The following is a 16,937-nucleotide window of genomic DNA, read 5'->3' on the forward strand; positions in this document are numbered from 1 at the left end:
CCAACCAAGAGGGGAGGATCGGACATGAAAGCCAAATTAACGATTCAAAAAACAGCGCTTACCGCCATAGCCGCGTTTTTCACCCTTCTCGCCCTGTTTCCGCTGGCATGGGTGATGATCGCCGGGTTCAAGGAGAAGACCGAGGTGCTCTCCACGCCGTTTCGCTTTTTCCCGAAGCAGTGGCTCGTCACGAACTATGTGGACATTTTGAAAGATGCGGCTTTCCAGAAAGCGATGCTGACGACCTTCGGCGGTGCCGTCTTGTTTGCCGTTCTCAGTCTGCTCGTCAACGCTTCCGCCGCGTATGTGTTCGCGAGGCTGGAATTCCGTTTTAAAACGGTCATGTGGCTCTATGTCATCATTACGATGTTCGTTCCGGGCATGGCGATTCTGCTGACATCCTTTATCGTGGTGAACAAGCTGGGGATGCTCGATACGTTTGCAGTGCTCGTCCTCCCTGGCGTCGCATCCGCGGGGGCGATGTTTTTCATCCGGCAATTTTATCTCAATATCCCGCTTGCGCTGGAGGAAGCAGCCTTGATCGACGGAGCGGGAAGAATCCGGATTTTCACGAGCGTGTTTCTTCCGATGTCTTATCCCGTGTTCGTCATTGTCGGGATCGGCTCGTATCTCGGCTATTGGAACTCCTTCGTTTGGCCGACCATGACGATTACGAATCCGGACCTGTACCAAATCATGCAGTATTTGGCGACGTTCCGTTCCGAGCGCTCCACGGAGATGGGCATGCTGATGGCCGGCTCCGCGCTGTCCGCGCTTCCGACGATCGTGCTGTTCCTGATTTTCCAGAAGTACATCATTTCAGGCATCAAAATATCCGGTTTGAAGTAGTTCCACGTTAGGAGGGTCTAAGTCATGATCGTGCTTGAAAATAAACGAATCCGGCTCGAACTGAGCGAGGAGACCGGAGCGGTTTGCGCCCTGCGCGATGCGTTTGCCGGCATTGATTATATAACCGGCTCGGCGGGCTGCGATGCGTTCCGGCTGGAGACCGACGACGGTTTCAGCGGCGCATTCGCGTCGTTCAGCTATTCGTTGGAGCCATCCGAGCCAGGCGGCAAGCGGGCTCATCTCGTATGGCAGACGGGGAACGCCATCACCGTTAGCGCAGAAATCTGGCTTGCCGCAGGAGAAGGCGGGCTCCAGTTCCGTTGCTCGGCGGACAACGGATCCCCGGTCAGACTGCTCAGCTTGGAGTATCCGGTTCTGCCCGATTTTGGGACGATCACCGATGAGGGACTGGACGATTATGTCGCGCATTCGTTCGCAACCGGCGTGAAGGTGCGAAACCCGTTGAAGCATTTCGAGACTGGCGGCAAAGGGCTGCGTTTTATGCCTTATCCGGAGAGCTTTTCGGGTGCTTCCATGCAATTTTTCACGTATTACGGCTTGAACCGGTGCGGCATTTATTTTGCCGCGGTTGATGGAGACGGGCATCCGAAGTGGTTGAACTTCTACAAAAATGACAACGGGTTGCTTGAAGCTTCGTTTATTCACGGCTGTCAGGATATGGGGCCGGGAAAAGGGGTTTATCCGCCGTATGCGATTGTGGTCGAGCCGACGGAAGGCCGCGATTGGTACGAGGCGGCGGACCGGTACAGGGGCTGGGCCGAGAAGCAGAAATGGTGCGCCAAAGGCCCGTTGGCCGAGCGACCGGAGACAGCGGCCTATGAATGGCTGTACAAGGATATGGGCGTGGCGACGTTCGGCATCAATGCGGGATCGGACCGGACGGCTTGGCTGAAGGCGTATCACGAAACGATCGGCACGGGGATGTTTCACGTACTCGGGCCGGATTGGACGAATGCGCCGCAAACGTTCTACAAAGGGTTTCCAGGCGGGTTCGACGATTGGTTCCCGACACGATTTAATGAAGCGAACCTAGCGTACATCAAGGAGGCCGGCGATAAATTCGCGCCATTCGAATTCGACTATTTGTATCATTTTGAAGGCGCGGACGGCGATCTCGGCCGTGCGGCTGCCCAGAAGTTTCCCGACCTGAAAAAAAGCATCGACGGCTACAAGTTTCCGTTCCTATGCCCGGCCCATCCGTATGCGCATGATTTTCATGTGCGCCGCGATGCGGAGCTTCAGCGGGTGAACGACGTCGATGCCATCTACTATGACATTTCGGCCAATAACATCCTCAAAATTTGCATGGACGATTCGCACGGTCATCCGGTCGGTGCCGGCCGCCTGATCGAAGAAGCCTACCGCCAAAATTACGCCGATACCAAAATCGCGATGGCGTCCGCTGCCGGACGTTACGTGCCGATGGGAACGGAAATGATGAACGAAACGATGCTTGGCCTGATCGATTACTATCAGGCGCGGGCAGGCGGACAGCCCGCGGCGCCGCTTGAGCTGTGGCCGATCAGAGAACTGTTGAAGTCCGGCGATGCGGAGCTTATCCCGATGTTTGCCTACGTTTATCAGGAATACGGCGCGGTTCGCATGGACGGCTGGGGGAAGCTGGTAGAGGAAATCGGTCAATTGTACTTTTTCACGGTAGCCCGGACGTATTTGTGGGGCGGCCTGTACGAGCTGAATTACGAGTATAGCCCGATGGAAGCGCTGAATGGCGGATTGGAAAATGCGCCGGAGGAGCACTACTACCCGTTCGAAGCCCGCGGTTATGCGTTCTCCGAGCGGCGTGCCGCTTACTTGGGCGCTTATGCGAAGCTGCGCGTGGGCGCTGCCAACAAGTATTGGGCTTACGGCCGGATGCTGCGGCCGCTTGAATTCGAAACCTCACGAATCCGCATGGATTGGTTCCATTATAATCACGGCAAGGAAACGCCGGAGTACAACAATGCCGGCGAGCTTGAGGTCGATGCGGTCATCCATTCCGCATGGACGTACAAAGGCGAGAGCACCGGCTTGTTTTTCGCGAATGTCAGCGAGCAGGCGCAGAAGGTCAAAACGAAGCTGGCCACGTATTTGCCCGGCGCGGACCGCGTTCAAGGAAGCGTTACCGTACGATTGTTTGGAGCAGGGGAGCATGCGGAACAGCTCGACATCGCCGCAGCTAGTTCAGGGGAGCTCGAGTTTGATATTCCGGCCAGATGCGCCGCTATGATTGAGCTTACGGTTTAAAGTGCCAGGTGCGCTTGATGATCGTGCTGCGCTCCGTCCCGACAATTTCGATGATCGCTCCCGTTGTACTTCGTACAAAAGTCGCTCTCATTCGAAATGTCGGTGCTGCGCTCCGTGATCAAAAAAGCTTAGTGGCAAAACCTTCGCTGGCAGCGGGGGCTGAATTGCTTCGTTTGACTCAGCTAAGAGAAGTGAAAAGACAAAGCCGGATTTTCAACATGCGGGGAAGAGGTGTTAGTAATGAAAGCGTTAGTGATGGAGCAGCCGCGCGTAGCGGTCATTAAAGAGGTACCATATCCGGCGCCGAAGCCGGGTGAGGTTGTGATCGAGGTGGTTCGGACCGGCATTTGCGGCACGGACTTTCACATCTTCGAAGGAGAGTTTCTTTCTCCGTATCCGTTGATTCCGGGGCATGAGTTTTCCGGCGTCATCCATGAGCTGGGCGAAGGCGTAGATGGATTTGCGGTTGGCGAGCGCGTAACGGCCGATCCGTCCCTGTTCTGCGGAAAATGCCGCTACTGCCTGACGAACCGCGGCAATCAGTGCGAGAATTGGGGCGCGCTTGGCAACACGGTGAACGGCAGCATGGCGGAGTACGTGGCTGTGCCTGTCCGAAACGTGGTCAAAATTCCGGACGGCATGTCGTTCGAGACGGCCGCCTTCGTGGAGCCGATGGCTTGCGTCGTGCACGCCATGAACCGGCTGCAGCTGAAGGCGGGACAGTCCGTGCTGCTCTTCGGTGCAGGCGCGATGGGGCTGCAATTGGTTCAATCGCTGTCGCGGCTTGGCGCTTCCGGCGTGACCGTCGTGGATGTATCGACCCGGAAGCTGGAAATGGCTCTTGCACTCGGTGCAACCGAAGCGGTGCTTGCGAACGAACAGGCGCGGCTGGCCGGCCGGCGCTTCGATGTGGTGGTCGATGCGACAGGCATTCCGTCCGTCATCGAACGCGCCTTCGCCTACCTTGGCAAAACGGCGACTTATCTGCAATTCGGGGTTACGCCGAAGGATGCTTCCATTCAGATTAATCCATTTGATCTCTATCATAAGGATTGGACGATTTTGGGTTCCATGGCAATCAATTATACGTTTCTGAACGCCTTCGACTGGGTGAAGGAAGGCCGCATCGCGCTGGAGCCGCTTGTCTCCAAAGTGATCACGCTCGAAGAAACGCCTGCATTTCTCGCCCAGCCGAAAGATCCGGAGCTGCTCAAGGTGCAAATCAAAATTCGTTAGCGGTGACGGGGAGTTAGGAGGCAGGAGAAAGAGAGACGTTTTACCTCCGCCCGCGGAACTGGAAGTTTACTATAACTAATCATGGATAAAGGATGATCGAACAATGCAGCCATTTAACGGACTGGATATGGGTATAGGCAATTTGATGCGTTTATCGAATGCGGTAACAAGATCGATTAGCCCGGAAAACTTCACTGGCGAGAAGGGCAATGGCGCGATGGCGACGGAAGGAACCGGCGCTGCCTGCGCGCGCGACCTCGGTATCGGCTGGAAGGTATCGCCTTCCGTGGAAATCGAGCCGGGCGTGGAATTTACGATGGGTGAAATTCAGGGGCCTGGCGCCATTCAACATATTTGGCTGACCTGCTTCCCGGGCCAGTGGCGGAACATGATTTTCCGTCTCTATTGGGACGGCGAGGAATCGCCTTCGGTCGAGGTGCCGGTTTGCGATTTCTTCTGCAACGGCTGGCAGGAACGGGCGGACGTGAACTCGCTCCCGATCGCGGTCAACCCGGCGGGCGGCTTTAACAGCTATTGGGTCATGCCCTTCCGCAAAACGGCGAGAGTCACGATGGAGAACAAAAACAACGACAAAGCGGTGCTGTACTATCAAATCGACTACACGCTTACGGACGTTCCGGACGACGCGGCTTATTTTCACGCCCAATGGCGCCGCAGCAATCCGGTTGCCTATAAGGACGTGCATACGATTCTTGACGGCGTAAAGGGCAATGGCCACTACGTAGGCACATATCTGGCTTGGCAGGTCAACAACACGGGCTGGTGGGGAGAAGGCGAAATCAAGTTCTACATGGACGGCGACAGCGAGTTTCCGACGATTTGCGGTACGGGGACGGAGGATTATTTTGGCGGCGCCTGGAACTGGGAGCAGCCGCAAGGCACGTATAGAACGTACTCGACGGCATACCTCGGCATGCATCAGGCGATCAAGCCGGACGGATTGTACCGGAGCCAGCAGCGCTTCGGCATGTACCGCTGGCATGTGATGGATCCGATCCGGTTCAAAGACGATCTGAAAGTCACGATCCAAGATCTCGGATGGCGCTCGGGACGCAGATATTTGCCGCAGCAAAGCGATATTGCTTCAACCGCTTACTGGTATCAGGCCGAACCGCATGCACCGTTTCCGAAGCTGCCGGGCAACGATGAGCGGGAAGTCATCTAATCGACCGCCATGGATAACAATACCATCTACCATATTGCAGAGCGGGTCGGCGTTTCACCCTCTACCGTATCCAGAGCGCTGTCCGGTAGAGGCTATTGCGGTCAAAAAACGAAAAGCCGCATTCTCGCGGCGGCGAAGGAAATGAACTACGCGCCCGTCAGCGCGGCACAGATACTGAAAATGCGGCAGACGAAAAAGATTATTTTCGCCGTTCCCGATATTTGCAATCCCTTCTACTTCGATATGATCAACGGCATCAATCAAGTGCTGGAGGAGCACGGCTACCTGATGATTCTCTTCTATACCAAGCATAGCTTAAAGGAAGAGCTGAAGGCGATTCAAAACTTGAAGGAGAAGGTGGCCGACGGCATGATAATGGTCTCCTTCAACTTCAACGAAGAGAATATCGAAGCGATCAACGCCGTGCAGGCGCCGGTCGTGCTGACGAACAAATACGTATCTCCCGAGGGAGAGGACCGGTTTGATTACGTGTATACCGACACCTATCACGGCATCAAGCTCGGGACGGAGCATTTAATCGCGCAGGGGATTGAGCGGATCGGCTACATCGGCGGCAACAGCAGCGAGCAGACCGGTTACCAGCGGCTGTGCGGCTTTCGCGACGCGATGGAGAAGGCGGGGCTGCCGGTGCTTTACGATTACGTGGCGGAATCGGACTATACGGAGAACGGCGGCTACACGACGGCCAAGTTTTGGCTGCAGCGTTCCGAGCTTCCCCAAGCTATCGTGGCCGCGAACGATTTGCTTGCGATCGGCGTTATGAAGGCATGCGAGGAAGCGGCGCTGCGCATTCCGGAGGATATCGCGATCGTCGGCATGGACAATCTGGACATCGCTTCCCGCGTCCATCCGAAGCTGACCTCGGTATCGCTCGTCCAGGAGGAAATCGGCAGAAGGTCGGCGCAGGTGCTGATGGACAGGCTTCAGGGCATTCCGCGGGAAGAGGGCGAAATCAAGCTGATGCCAAGGCTCGTCGTGCGGCATTCCAGCATAAGGCCGGGATGAATGGATTGGCAGCGGCTTGGTTAAGGGCAAGGCAGGTTGACGGCGTCAGCTGGGCCGGGTCAGCACGGACAGGCGGGCTTGTAGGCGGCAGACTCTCGACTAACACAGGCCCGTAGGAGCAAAGAGCAGTTGCCGTGCAACTGCTCTTTGTTTCAGTTCGGTGCATAGCGGAGGCGAAATCATGCAATGGTTCTAACGGACATTTATGCCGTTAGGGACCGCAAGTCTATGGAATCCGGGGAGCGGCGACAGGATTCAAGGCCATCCGCTTCGCATCGGAGCAGCATGGAAAGAGAAGTGCAAAATCCCCATCCATAAATGAATGGGTCTAAGACAATGAAATTTGCATAATGACAGGGAATATTGAAAATAATTATCAATTGGGTGACGAAAAAGTCTTGACAAAACACGGGCTGAAAATTAATATCAGTTTAGAATTATTTTAAACAAACGCTCTCTAGGAGGAATATAACTATGTCCCTAATCGGTAAAGAGGTTCTGCCTTTCAAAGCGCAAGCTTACCAAGGCGGCAAATTCATCGAAGTAACGGAAGAAAATTTCAAAGGCCAATGGAGCGTTGTATGCTTCTACCCAGCTGACTTCACGTTCGTTTGCCCAACTGAGCTTGGCGACCTGCAAGACCAATACGCAACATTGAAATCGCTTGGCGTAGAAGTTTACTCGGTATCGACAGATACTCACTTCACGCACAAAGCATGGCACGACAGCTCGGAAACGATCGGCAAAATCGAGTACATCATGATCGGCGACCCTACGCATACCATCTCCCGCAACTTCGACGTGTTGATCGAAGAGGCAGGTCTTGCTGACCGCGGTACGTTCATCATCGATCCGGACGGCGTTGTTCAATCCGTTGAAATCAGCGCTGGCGGCATCGGCCGCGATGCAAGCACGCTCATCAATAAAATCAAAGCAGCACAATATGTCCGCAACAATCCAGGCGAAGTTTGCCCTGCGAAATGGCAAGAAGGCGGCGCGACGCTTAAACCAAGCTTGGATCTTGTCGGCAAGATCTAAGATACGATTTAAATTTTTTTCTGCCGCTTTGCATCCTATGGGTGCAGGCGGTTTTTTAATAATTTAATTGAAAATGATTATCATTTGGAAATCAAAGATGGATTGACAAAATTGTAGTTGAAAACTAATATCAGATTATAATAATTTTAAATAACTGGGAGGGGACGAGAAATGGTATTAGATCCGGAGATTAAGGCACAATTAAATCAATACTTAGGCTTGATGGAAGGCGACGTGCTGATTAAAGTCAGTGCAGGCGACGATCAAGTATCGAAAGAGATGCTTGAGCTGATGGACGAACTTGTCGGCATGACTTCCCGAATCGAGGTCGAGAAAGCGGACTTGCCGAGAACGCCAAGCTTTAGCGTGAACCGCCCAGGCGAAGAAACGGGCATTGCGTTCGCCGGCGTTCCGCTCGGCCATGAATTTACGTCTCTGGTTCTCGCATTGCTGCAAGTCAGCGGCAGAGCCCCTAAAGTCGAGCAGGACGTTATCGATCAGATCAAGAGCATCAGCGGCGAATACCGCTTTGAGTCGTACATCAGCCTAAGCTGCCATAACTGCCCGGACGTCGTGCAGGCGCTGAATCTGATGAGCGTCCTTAATCCCGGCATTTCGCATACGATGATAGATGGCGCGGCATTCAAGGCAGAAGCCGAGAGCAAGAACGTGATGGCTGTTCCATCGGTGTACTTGAACGGCGAGTTTTTCGGCGGCGGCCGCATGACGATCGACGAAATTCTGTCCAAAATCGGCACGAAGCGCGATGACTCCGAGCTGTTCAACAAAGAGGCTTATGACGTGCTTGTTGTCGGCGGTGGTCCTGCAGGCGCAAGCGCGGCTATTTACGCCGCGCGCAAAGGGATCCGCACAGGCATCGTGGCGGAACGCTTCGGCGGTCAGGTGATGGATACGGTCGGCATCGAGAATTTCATCAGCATGAAATACACGGAAGGTCCGAAGCTCGCGGCCAGTCTCGAAGAGCATGTGAAAGAATACAACGTCGACGTGATGAAGCTGCAACGGGCTAAAAGCATAGAGAAGAAGGATCTCATTGAAGTCGAGCTCGAGAACGGCGCCGTGCTGAAGAGCAAGACCGTTATTTTGTCCACGGGCGCACGTTGGCGCAATATCGGCGTTCCGGGCGAAGCGGAGTTCAAGAACAAAGGCGTAGCTTATTGCCCGCATTGCGACGGTCCGTTGTTTGCAGGCAAGCGCGTAGCTGTCATCGGCGGAGGCAACTCCGGCATCGAGGCGGCGATTGATCTCGCAGGCATTACCAGCCATGTGACGGTTCTGGAGTTTTTACCGGAATTGAAAGCGGACTCCGTGCTTCAAGACCGTTTGTTCAGCCTTCCGAATGTAACGGTGTACAAGAACGTTCAGACGAAGGAAATTACCGGTACGGACAAAGTAAACGGCATTACCTACATTGAACGCGATACCGGTGCGGAGAAGCATGTGGAGCTTGAGGGCGTGTTCGTTCAGATCGGCCTTGTCCCTAATACCGATTGGCTTGTCGATGGCATTGAGCGTACGCGTTTCGGCGAAATTGTCGTGAACAGCCACGGAGCAACCAGCTTGCCGGGCGTTTTTGCCGCGGGCGATTGCACGAACAGTCCGTATAAGCAAATCATAATTTCGATGGGTTCGGGCGCAACCGCAGCATTGGGTGCCTTTGATTATCTCATTCGTCATTAATCGCGGCTTATTTTTACTTCGGGCCGCCTTGCATCCTGATGGATGCGGGCGGCTTTTTAATTGCCGGCCAGTGAGAATCATAATCAATTGGGAATCAAAAAAGGTTGACAAAACACTTAATGAGAATTAATATCAATTTATAATAATTCTAAATAAACTTATTCTTTAGGAGGAATACACATCATGTCACTCATCGGAAAAGAAGTCCAACCCTTCAAAGCGCAAGCTTACCAAAACGGCAATTTCATCGAAGTAACGGAAGCGAACTTCAAAGGCCAATGGAGCGTCGTATGCTTCTACCCGGCCGACTTCACGTTCGTCTGCCCTACGGAGCTCGGCGATCTGCAAGATCAATACGAAACGTTGAAATCGCTTGGCGTTGAAGTCTACTCCGTGTCGACAGATACTCACTTTACGCACAAAGCGTGGCACGACCATTCGGAAACGATCGGCAAAATCGAGTACATCATGATCGGCGACCCTTCGCACACGATCTCCCGCAACTTCGACGTGTTGATCGAGGAAGAGGGCTTGGCTGACCGCGGAACGTTCATCATCGATCCGGATGGCGTCGTTCAAACCGTCGAAATCACTGCAGGCGGCATCGGCCGCGATGCAAGCACGCTCGTGAACAAGATCAAAGCAGCTCAATATGTCCGCAACAATCCGGGCGAGGTTTGCCCTGCGAAATGGCAAGAAGGCGGCTCAACGCTTAAACCGAGTCTGGATCTAGTTGGCAAGATCTAAGGAGTGAGGTAGAAATGGTATTAGATGCGGAAATAAAAGCGCAATTGAATCAATACCTGGGCTTGATGGAGGGCGACGTACAGATAAAAGTCAGCGCCGGCGATGATCAAGTATCGAAAGAGATGCTTGGGCTGATGGACGCGCTTGCCGGCATGTCTTCCCGGATCAAGGTTGAGAAAGCGGACTTGCCGAGAACGCCAAGCTTTAGCGTGAACCGCTCGGGAGAAGACACGGGCATCGTGTTCGCCGGCGTTCCGCTCGGGCACGAATTTACGTCCTTGGTGCTCGCGCTGCTGCAAGTGAGCGGACGAGCCCCCAAAGTCGAGCGGGACGTCATCGATCGGATCAAGAGCATCAAAGGCGAATACCGCTTTGAGACGTACATCAGCTTGAGCTGCCACAATTGCCCGGACGTCGTGCAGGCGCTGAATCTGATGAGCGTTCTTAATCCCGGCATTTCGCATACGATGATCGACGGCGCGGCGTTCAAAGCGGAAGTGGAGAGCAACAACATCATGGCTGTGCCTTCCGTGTTCCTGAACGGCGAATTTTTCGGAGGCGGCCGGATGACGATCGACGAGATTTTGTCCAAAATGGGATCGGCGCGCGATGATTCGGCGCTGTTCAACAAAGAGCCTTACGACGTTCTTGTGGTCGGCGGCGGGCCTGCGGGCGCGAGCGCAGCCATCTATGCGGCGCGAAAAGGCATCCGCACGGGCATCGTAGCGGATCGCTTTGGCGGACAGGTGGTCGATACCCTTGCCATTGAGAACTTCATCGGCATGAAGCATACGGAAGGTCCGAAGCTTGCGGCGAGCCTCGAAGAGCATGTGAAAGAGTACGACGTCGACATCATGAAGCTTCAGCGCGCTGTACGTTTGGAGAAGAACGACCTCATTGAAGTCGAGCTTGAGAACGGCGCCGTGCTGAAGAGCAAGACCGTTATTCTCTCCACGGGCGCCCGCTGGCGCAATATCGGCGTTCCGGGCGAAGAGGAGTTCAAGAATAAAGGCGTGGCGTATTGCCCGCACTGCGACGGTCCGTTGTACGCCGGCAAGCGCGTTGCCGTTGTCGGCGGCGGCAACTCCGGCGTCGAAGCGGCGATCGATCTCGCGGGCATTGCCAGCCATGTCACCATTTTGGCGTCCTCAACGGAATTGAAGGCGGACGCTGTGCTGCAAGATCGTCTCCTTAGCCTGCCGAACGTAACGGTACTAAGAAACGTTCTGACGAAAGAAATTACCGGAACGGATAAAGTGAACGGCATTGCCTACATCGAACGCGAAACGGGAACCGAGAAGCATGTCGAGCTGGAGGGCGTGTTCGTTCAGATCGGACTTGTTCCCAATACCGAATGGCTTGACGATCACATTGAACGGACGAGCTCAGGCGAAATTGTCGTGGACAAGCGCGGAGCAACGAGCATGCCAGGCGTATTTGCCGGCGGCGATTGCACGGACAGTCCGTACAATCAAATCATTATTTCGATGGGTTCAGGGGCAACCGCGGCGTTAAGTGCCTTTGATTACCTCATCCGTCATTAATCGACCTAAAACAGCTCCTCAACCCGGGAGCTGTTTTTTTTATGAATTCAGAGTTTCCTTCATAACGATCAAAGCCTATGAATACACATGTGTAAAGATTGATGCATGTCCGATTACTATTGGATTGCGCGAGGGGATGAAGCTGGGAATGAAACAAGCAGAAGCTGCCATAGCGATTCTAGGAATAGGCACGTCCGTGCCGGATTATCGTCTTGATCAAGCTGATACTTCGCAGCGTCTAACTCAAGCATTAAGCGAGCTGCCCGACTCGGCTCGCTGGGTGAAGAGACTATTCAAGCAATGCGGGGTCGAGACCCGTTATACCTGCGAACCGAACCTGCTGGAATCCGCCGATAACTGCCGTTATTTTTCGCAGCGATCCGATCATTCCGTTCCTTCAACCGCCGAACGAATGGAAACGTACAAGAGAGAATCCGTTCCGCTCGGACTGAAAGCTGCGAGAAAAGCATTAGCGGACGGAAAAGTGGAACCGTCAACTATTACTCATCTCATTACGGTGAGCTGCACGGGACAGTTCCTCCCAGGTTTGGATGCAGCATTGGTCCAACAGCTGGGATTAGCTGTCACCGTCAATCGGATTCCGCTAAACTTTCTAGGATGCGCTGCCGGATTAAAGGCCGTGTGCTTATCTAGGCAAATTGTAGCCAGTGATTCCTCCGCCAAAGTCCTGATTGTTTGCGTTGAACTATGCACGCTTCACATTCAGCCCTCCAGTGAACGAGAGGCTTTGTTCGGCGCTTCTTTTTTTGGCGACGGGGCTTCATCTTGCGTCGTAGGCGCTGCAGAATCGAACCTTCACGGCCTATTTCAATTAGGAAACGATCATTCCATCCTCCTGCCGGACTCTGCGGAAGAGATGGTGTGGGAGGTCGGCAATTACGGCTTTGATCTTTATCTTTCGACGAACATACCTAAACTGATCGGCCGCTTTATTCCCGAACAAATCGAGCATTTGATCCGTGGAGGTCACAAGCCCGAATTATGGGCAATCCATCCCGGAGGCAAGGGAATCATTGACACGCTGGAAGACCTGTACGGACTAACGCAAGAACAGACCCTGCCCAGCCGCACCGTTTTGCGCAATTATGGGAACATGTCCTCGGCAACCATTTTATTCGTGCTCCACGAGATGAGGCAGGGGCTCATAAGCCGTGGATCCGGACCGACAGCAGGCATAGCCCTTGCATTCGGCCCAGGCCTTACCTGCGAGATGATTCAAATCGCTTATCGCCCTCCAGTCACGCTTGAAGAACAGCTTTTAAATGAAGCCCATGCTTAGGGGCTTCAGACAGAGAGCTGTAGAGCATGAACTGATGGATGACTTCTCGACAGGGGGACCGGAGCTAAGGGAAGCCTTGCGGCATCTTCGAGTCCTCAACCGGATCTTCGGTGCAGCCGCGCCTACGCTCTACGGCGTACAGCGTATGTGGACGGAAGCAGGAAAGCCGAATCGCTTCTCCATCTTGGATATCGGGTCAGGGTCCGGTGACGTGAATCGGCACATCCTGCGGTGGGCGGATAAGAACCGGATTGATATGAAAATTATCTTAGCAGACATTACGGAAGAAGCTTGCGATGAGGCCAGGCTGTTCTATCGGAATGAACCGCGAGTACGTGTGATGCGGCATGATTTGTACGAGCTGCCGGAAGGCTGCGCGGATGTCGTTACAGGGACGCAGTTTGTCCATCATTTTGCCGCCGATGAGCTTTCAAAGGTTGTTGCATGCATGCTCAAGGCTTCCCGATTCGGTGTAGTGATCAATGACATCCATAGGCATTGGATTCCATGGGCCGCAGTCTGGCTTACGGCGCGAATCATCTCTAAAAACCGGTATATCGTTAATGATGGACCTCTGTCCGTGGCTAAAGGCTTCCGTTCGGAGGATTGGATCCATCTAAGGAGTGCGTTGGGCATTTCGAGGATGGTATATGCCTGGAGACCGCTGTTTCGGTATGTTGTCGTCGTCTGGAAAAGCTCAAGTCTACATTCGGAACCTCGGAGTTGAATGGAATGAATCACATCCAGGATGTGGCGGTTCTAGGAGCAGGAGTCGCCGGCAGCAGTTTGGCTAAGACGTTGGCGGATCGAGGCTTTGATACCGTATTGATCGATCGCAGCCGCTTCCCGCGCCATAAGGTTTGCGGAGAATTCCTTTCCCCCGAATCCCAAAGCACGTTGAATGCGCTGGGCTTACGGGACGCAGTCGAATCGCTGCAGCCTAGCATGATTCATCGGACACGCCTTAGCTTCAGCGCAGGGAATGCTTTGGATATTCCATTGCCCGGTGCGGCCATGGGGGTTAGCCGGTATTTGCTGGATTCCGCTTTGCATCGTGCGGCGGTAAACTCAGGGGTACTTTTGCAGACCGCAGCAACGGTAACATCCGTCCAGCCTAGTGCAAAAGGGTATTCGGTTACAACGAAACAGGGAGAGGAAAGTAAAACCTATCAAGTCCGGGCCGTTATCGCTGCGTGGGGCGCTAATTGTCGTTCAGGCCTTCCTGGTCATCGTCCGCATGATAACACCGCGGATACGCATATAGGCGTGAAATCCCATTTTCGCGGGATCGATATGGAGCCCGTCGTCGAGCTCTATTTTTTTGAAGGCGGATATTTAGGCATTTCACCGATTGAAGGCGGACTCGTCAATGTTGCGGCATTGTTGAAACGGAAAGCTTTCCCGGACACCGAAAAATCGATCTTGGGACTGATTCAGGCCGCTTGCAGCCGGAATCCGAAGCTAGACCATAAATTGAAAAATGCCGTTCCGGTTCCGGGCACTCAAGCGGCCGTTGCCCCCGTTCAATTGAATCGAAAGCCGGTAGCATGGGACATCGTCCCGCACATAGGAGACGCCGCCGTCATGATCCCGCCGCTTTGCGGTGATGGAATGTCGATGGCGCTGCGTTCGGCCCTATTGTGCGCCCCTCTTGCGGAACAATATTTGCGCGGCGCGATTTCGCTTGCCGGGTGGCAGTCTGAATACTCGCATTCTATACAAAGGGAATTCAAAAGCCCCTTGATGTGGGGGCGCCGTCTTCAATGGCTGTTCGGCGTACCGGCCTTGCCCCGAATGATCTTGAGCGCCGCGCATCTTGTGCCGGGACTGGCATTCGGATTGGTTAAAGCGACAAGGTTAAAAGAACGTTAGGCGTGAAATCGGCCATAAAGGAGCAAGGCCATGGGATTTCAAAAGCTTGCCGCAATCGCATATCGATATCCGATCGCAATCATCCTGTTTTGGACCTTGTTCCTGGTCATTTTTGGCTATTATGCGCCTAAGCTGTCAACGGTAGTAAAGGGTCACGGCTTACAGCCAAACGGAGCCTATGTTCAGGTGGAGCGCCTGTTGTCTACCGAGTTTCACATCCCCGAGGATCCTGCTATTCTTGTGTTTGAAAAGAAAGAGAACGTATCGCGCCAACAATTTCAACTTTTTATTCAGCAAACGTTGGTTCTGCTGCGGGGAGTCGACGGTCTAAGCGAGATGGTTTCGCCGCTGGAAAGGGAAGGAATGCTCAAAGGGAATTTCGCCTTTGCGCTGCTTGCCTTTCATAACGGCCCTCATGAAATGAAGCAGGTGATCGGTGACATTCAAAGGCGCCTGCCCGATAATCGTCATATCTCGGTGAAAATGACCGGGAAATCCGTCGTTCAAGCCGATGTGAACTCGGCAAGCCGACAAGATTTGATAAAGGCTGAACGAATTGGCATTCCGGTTGCGTTCATCATCCTTTGGATCGCTTTCGGCGGCATCTTGGCAGCTCTTATTCCTATCGTAATTGGAATGTTCGCGGTTACCGGAACGATGGGAATCATGTCTTTGCTCGGGACGAAAATCGAGTTGTCCAACTTTGTGCTGAATGTCATACCCATGGTGGGACTGGCTCTAAGCATTGATTTTGCTTTATTGCTGGTCAGCCGGTTTCGAGACGAGCTGAAGAAGGAGTCGGCAGCGGAAGCATTGACGACGACAATGAAGACAGCCGGAAGAGCGGTCTTTTTCTCGGCGGTTTGTATCTTATTAGGCTTAGTGGGGATTTTATTTATTCCGCTTCCTATGTTTTCAACCATCGCAATCGGAGCGATGACGGTACTGGCGGTTTCGGTCTTGTTAACGTTAACCTTCGTTCCCGCTTTATTAACGATCTTATGGCCTGCCCTGCAATCCGGAAGCAAACCTTCGCATACCGATGGAAGAAAAACCTGGTATCGAATTTCCCTCTTTATCATGAAAAGGCCTGTCCGAATGGCGCTGCTGGCTTCCTTTATGTTGATGAGCTTGCTGCTGCCTTTAAACCATATGAAAGTTGCCATTCCGGATGCCTCATCCTTGCCGCAAAACTATGCTTCCCGTATGGCTTTCGAGGTTTACCAAACCCATTTCGATTCACGAAAAAATTCGAATGTATATGTGATCGCCCAAGGAGCAGGATCGGAATTAACGGAAGCGGATTGGATAAACGCCTACGCGCTCGTTCAAAAATGGGCGATCGATCCGTACGTTCAAAAGGTGGATTCGGTGTTCTCGAGCTTGCGAATGCCGCCCGAACAGGTATACCTCTCCGTTCAAAACCCGTTGATTAAATCGAAATATGAGCCTGTCATTCAACAATTTGTCAACGATAACAAAATGTTTATCCAGGTTACATTGAAGGGCGAACCATCTTCCGGGCCTGTAAGGAGTTGGCTCAGGCTGCAGGAGCTGGAAGGAGAGTCTTCAGATCTGCGATATCGGTTAGGAGGAGAAGGGAAGTACCAGCAGGAGGTCTTTGATGCTATCTTTCACAACATAAAGTTCGTGTTTCTATTTATCGTGGCCTCTAACTTCATCGTGTTGTTCTTCGCTTTTCGGTCCATCCTCATCCCGCTTAAAACAATTGCAATGAATCTGCTCAGCCTAGGGGCGTCATTCGGCATTCTGGTATGGATCTTTAGAGAAGGACGCTTAGGAATGGAACCGGACAACATCGCCATCATGATCCCCGTATTTATCTTCGGTCTGGCATTTGGCATCAGTATGGATTACGGCGTATTCCTGGTGTCGCGAATTTTCGAAGCCTACCAGCAGACGCAAGATAATCGCCAAGCGGTGTTGGAAGGGCTGACCTCGATCAGCAGAATCATTAACTCTGCAGCCGCCATCATGATTGCGGTAACTCTGCCTTTTGCTTTCGGAGAAGTTGTCGGGGTCAAACAACTCGGGATCGGCATCGCAGCAGCGATATTTATCGATGCAACCGTCATAAGGATGGTTTTGGTTCCAGCTTTAATGAGAATGTTCGGCAAGTGGAACTGGTGGGCGCCAGGTTGGTCAAAATAAT

Annotated in this window: 13 protein-coding genes; all 13 read left to right on the top strand. The window is 53.2% G+C overall.

Annotated features, from left to right (window positions below; translation table 11 throughout):
* The first annotated feature begins 24 nt into the window (after positions 1–24).
* The 13 genes from DL346_RS03400 to DL346_RS03460 all read left to right on the top strand — a co-directional run bounded on the left by DL346_RS03400 (position 25) and on the right by DL346_RS03460 (position 16,936).
* Entirely contained in the window at positions 25–849 is an 825-nt protein-coding gene (locus DL346_RS03400; protein ID WP_112880660.1) for a carbohydrate ABC transporter permease, read from the top strand.
* A 24-nt stretch (positions 850–873) separates the two neighbouring features.
* Entirely contained in the window at positions 874–3,114 is a 2,241-nt protein-coding gene (locus DL346_RS03405; protein ID WP_112880661.1) for a DUF6259 domain-containing protein, read from the top strand.
* Positions 3,115–3,354: 240 nt separating this feature from the next.
* Positions 3,355–4,350, top strand: a complete 996-nt coding sequence (locus tag DL346_RS03410) for a zinc-dependent alcohol dehydrogenase family protein (protein ID WP_206098466.1) — start codon at positions 3,355–3,357, stop codon at positions 4,348–4,350.
* Positions 4,351–4,453: 103 nt separating this feature from the next.
* Positions 4,454–5,536 carry a glycoside hydrolase family 172 protein gene (locus DL346_RS03415; protein ID WP_112880663.1) on the top strand — a complete coding sequence of 361 codons (1,083 nt, stop codon included), beginning with the start codon at positions 4,454–4,456 and terminating at the stop codon, positions 5,534–5,536.
* A 9-nt stretch (positions 5,537–5,545) separates the two neighbouring features.
* Positions 5,546–6,562, top strand: coding sequence for a LacI family DNA-binding transcriptional regulator (locus tag DL346_RS03420; protein ID WP_112880664.1), 1,017 nt, complete (start codon positions 5,546–5,548; stop codon positions 6,560–6,562).
* Between the two features lie 474 nt (positions 6,563–7,036).
* On the top strand, positions 7,037–7,600 hold the full coding sequence (ahpC, locus tag DL346_RS03425) for an alkyl hydroperoxide reductase subunit C (RefSeq protein WP_112880665.1): 564 nt from the start codon (positions 7,037–7,039) through the stop codon (positions 7,598–7,600).
* Positions 7,601–7,771: 171 nt separating this feature from the next.
* A complete protein-coding gene (gene ahpF / locus DL346_RS03430) occupies positions 7,772–9,301 on the top strand; it encodes an alkyl hydroperoxide reductase subunit F (protein ID WP_112880666.1) in 1,530 nt (509 codons plus the stop codon).
* Positions 9,302–9,484: 183 nt separating this feature from the next.
* A complete protein-coding gene (gene ahpC, locus DL346_RS03435; RefSeq protein ID WP_112880667.1) occupies positions 9,485–10,048 on the top strand; it encodes an alkyl hydroperoxide reductase subunit C in 564 nt (187 codons plus the stop codon).
* Between the two features lie 14 nt (positions 10,049–10,062).
* Positions 10,063–11,592 (top strand): alkyl hydroperoxide reductase subunit F, encoded by a 1,530-nt coding sequence (gene ahpF, locus DL346_RS03440; RefSeq protein ID WP_112880668.1) that lies wholly within the window; start codon positions 10,063–10,065, stop codon positions 11,590–11,592.
* A gap of 148 nt (positions 11,593–11,740) precedes the next feature.
* Entirely contained in the window at positions 11,741–12,892 is a 1,152-nt protein-coding gene (locus DL346_RS03445; protein ID WP_112880669.1) for a type III polyketide synthase, read from the top strand.
* Complete coding sequence (locus tag DL346_RS03450) at positions 12,885–13,619, top strand: methyltransferase domain-containing protein (RefSeq protein WP_112881761.1); 735 nt, start codon at positions 12,885–12,887, stop codon at positions 13,617–13,619. Before DL346_RS03445 ends, DL346_RS03450 begins: the two co-directional genes overlap by 8 nt.
* Before the next feature lie 5 nt (positions 13,620–13,624).
* Positions 13,625–14,764, top strand: a complete 1,140-nt coding sequence (locus DL346_RS03455) for an NAD(P)/FAD-dependent oxidoreductase (protein WP_112880670.1) — start codon at positions 13,625–13,627, stop codon at positions 14,762–14,764.
* 30 nt (positions 14,765–14,794) lie between these two features.
* Positions 14,795–16,936, top strand: coding sequence for an MMPL family transporter (locus DL346_RS03460; RefSeq protein WP_112880671.1), 2,142 nt, complete (start codon positions 14,795–14,797; stop codon positions 16,934–16,936).
* Position 16,937: the final 1 nt, after the last annotated feature.

Origin of the sequence: Paenibacillus montanisoli (genome assembly GCF_003268025.1) — a bacterium.
GTDB classification, from domain to species: domain Bacteria; phylum Bacillota; class Bacilli; order Paenibacillales; family Paenibacillaceae; genus Paenibacillus_Z; species Paenibacillus_Z montanisoli.

Excerpts from the sequence above, each read along its gene's own strand:
- DL346_RS03400 (WP_112880660.1), top strand. The coding sequence starts at position 25 with ATGAAAGCCAAATTAACGATTCAAAAAACAGCGCTTACCGCCATAGCC.
- DL346_RS03405 (WP_112880661.1), top strand. The coding sequence starts at position 874 with ATGATCGTGCTTGAAAATAAACGAATCCGGCTCGAACTGAGCGAGGAG.
- DL346_RS03410 (WP_206098466.1), top strand. The coding sequence starts at position 3,355 with ATGAAAGCGTTAGTGATGGAGCAGCCGCGCGTAGCGGTCATTAAAGAG.
- DL346_RS03415 (WP_112880663.1), top strand. The coding sequence starts at position 4,454 with ATGCAGCCATTTAACGGACTGGATATGGGTATAGGCAATTTGATGCGT.
- DL346_RS03420 (WP_112880664.1), top strand. The coding sequence starts at position 5,546 with ATGGATAACAATACCATCTACCATATTGCAGAGCGGGTCGGCGTTTCA.
- ahpC (WP_112880665.1), top strand. The coding sequence starts at position 7,037 with ATGTCCCTAATCGGTAAAGAGGTTCTGCCTTTCAAAGCGCAAGCTTAC.
- ahpF (WP_112880666.1), top strand. The coding sequence starts at position 7,772 with ATGGTATTAGATCCGGAGATTAAGGCACAATTAAATCAATACTTAGGC.
- ahpC (WP_112880667.1), top strand. The coding sequence starts at position 9,485 with ATGTCACTCATCGGAAAAGAAGTCCAACCCTTCAAAGCGCAAGCTTAC.
- ahpF (WP_112880668.1), top strand. The coding sequence starts at position 10,063 with ATGGTATTAGATGCGGAAATAAAAGCGCAATTGAATCAATACCTGGGC.
- DL346_RS03445 (WP_112880669.1), top strand. The coding sequence starts at position 11,741 with ATGAAACAAGCAGAAGCTGCCATAGCGATTCTAGGAATAGGCACGTCC.
- DL346_RS03450 (WP_112881761.1), top strand. The coding sequence starts at position 12,885 with ATGCTTAGGGGCTTCAGACAGAGAGCTGTAGAGCATGAACTGATGGAT.
- DL346_RS03455 (WP_112880670.1), top strand. The coding sequence starts at position 13,625 with ATGAATCACATCCAGGATGTGGCGGTTCTAGGAGCAGGAGTCGCCGGC.
- DL346_RS03460 (WP_112880671.1), top strand. The coding sequence starts at position 14,795 with ATGGGATTTCAAAAGCTTGCCGCAATCGCATATCGATATCCGATCGCA.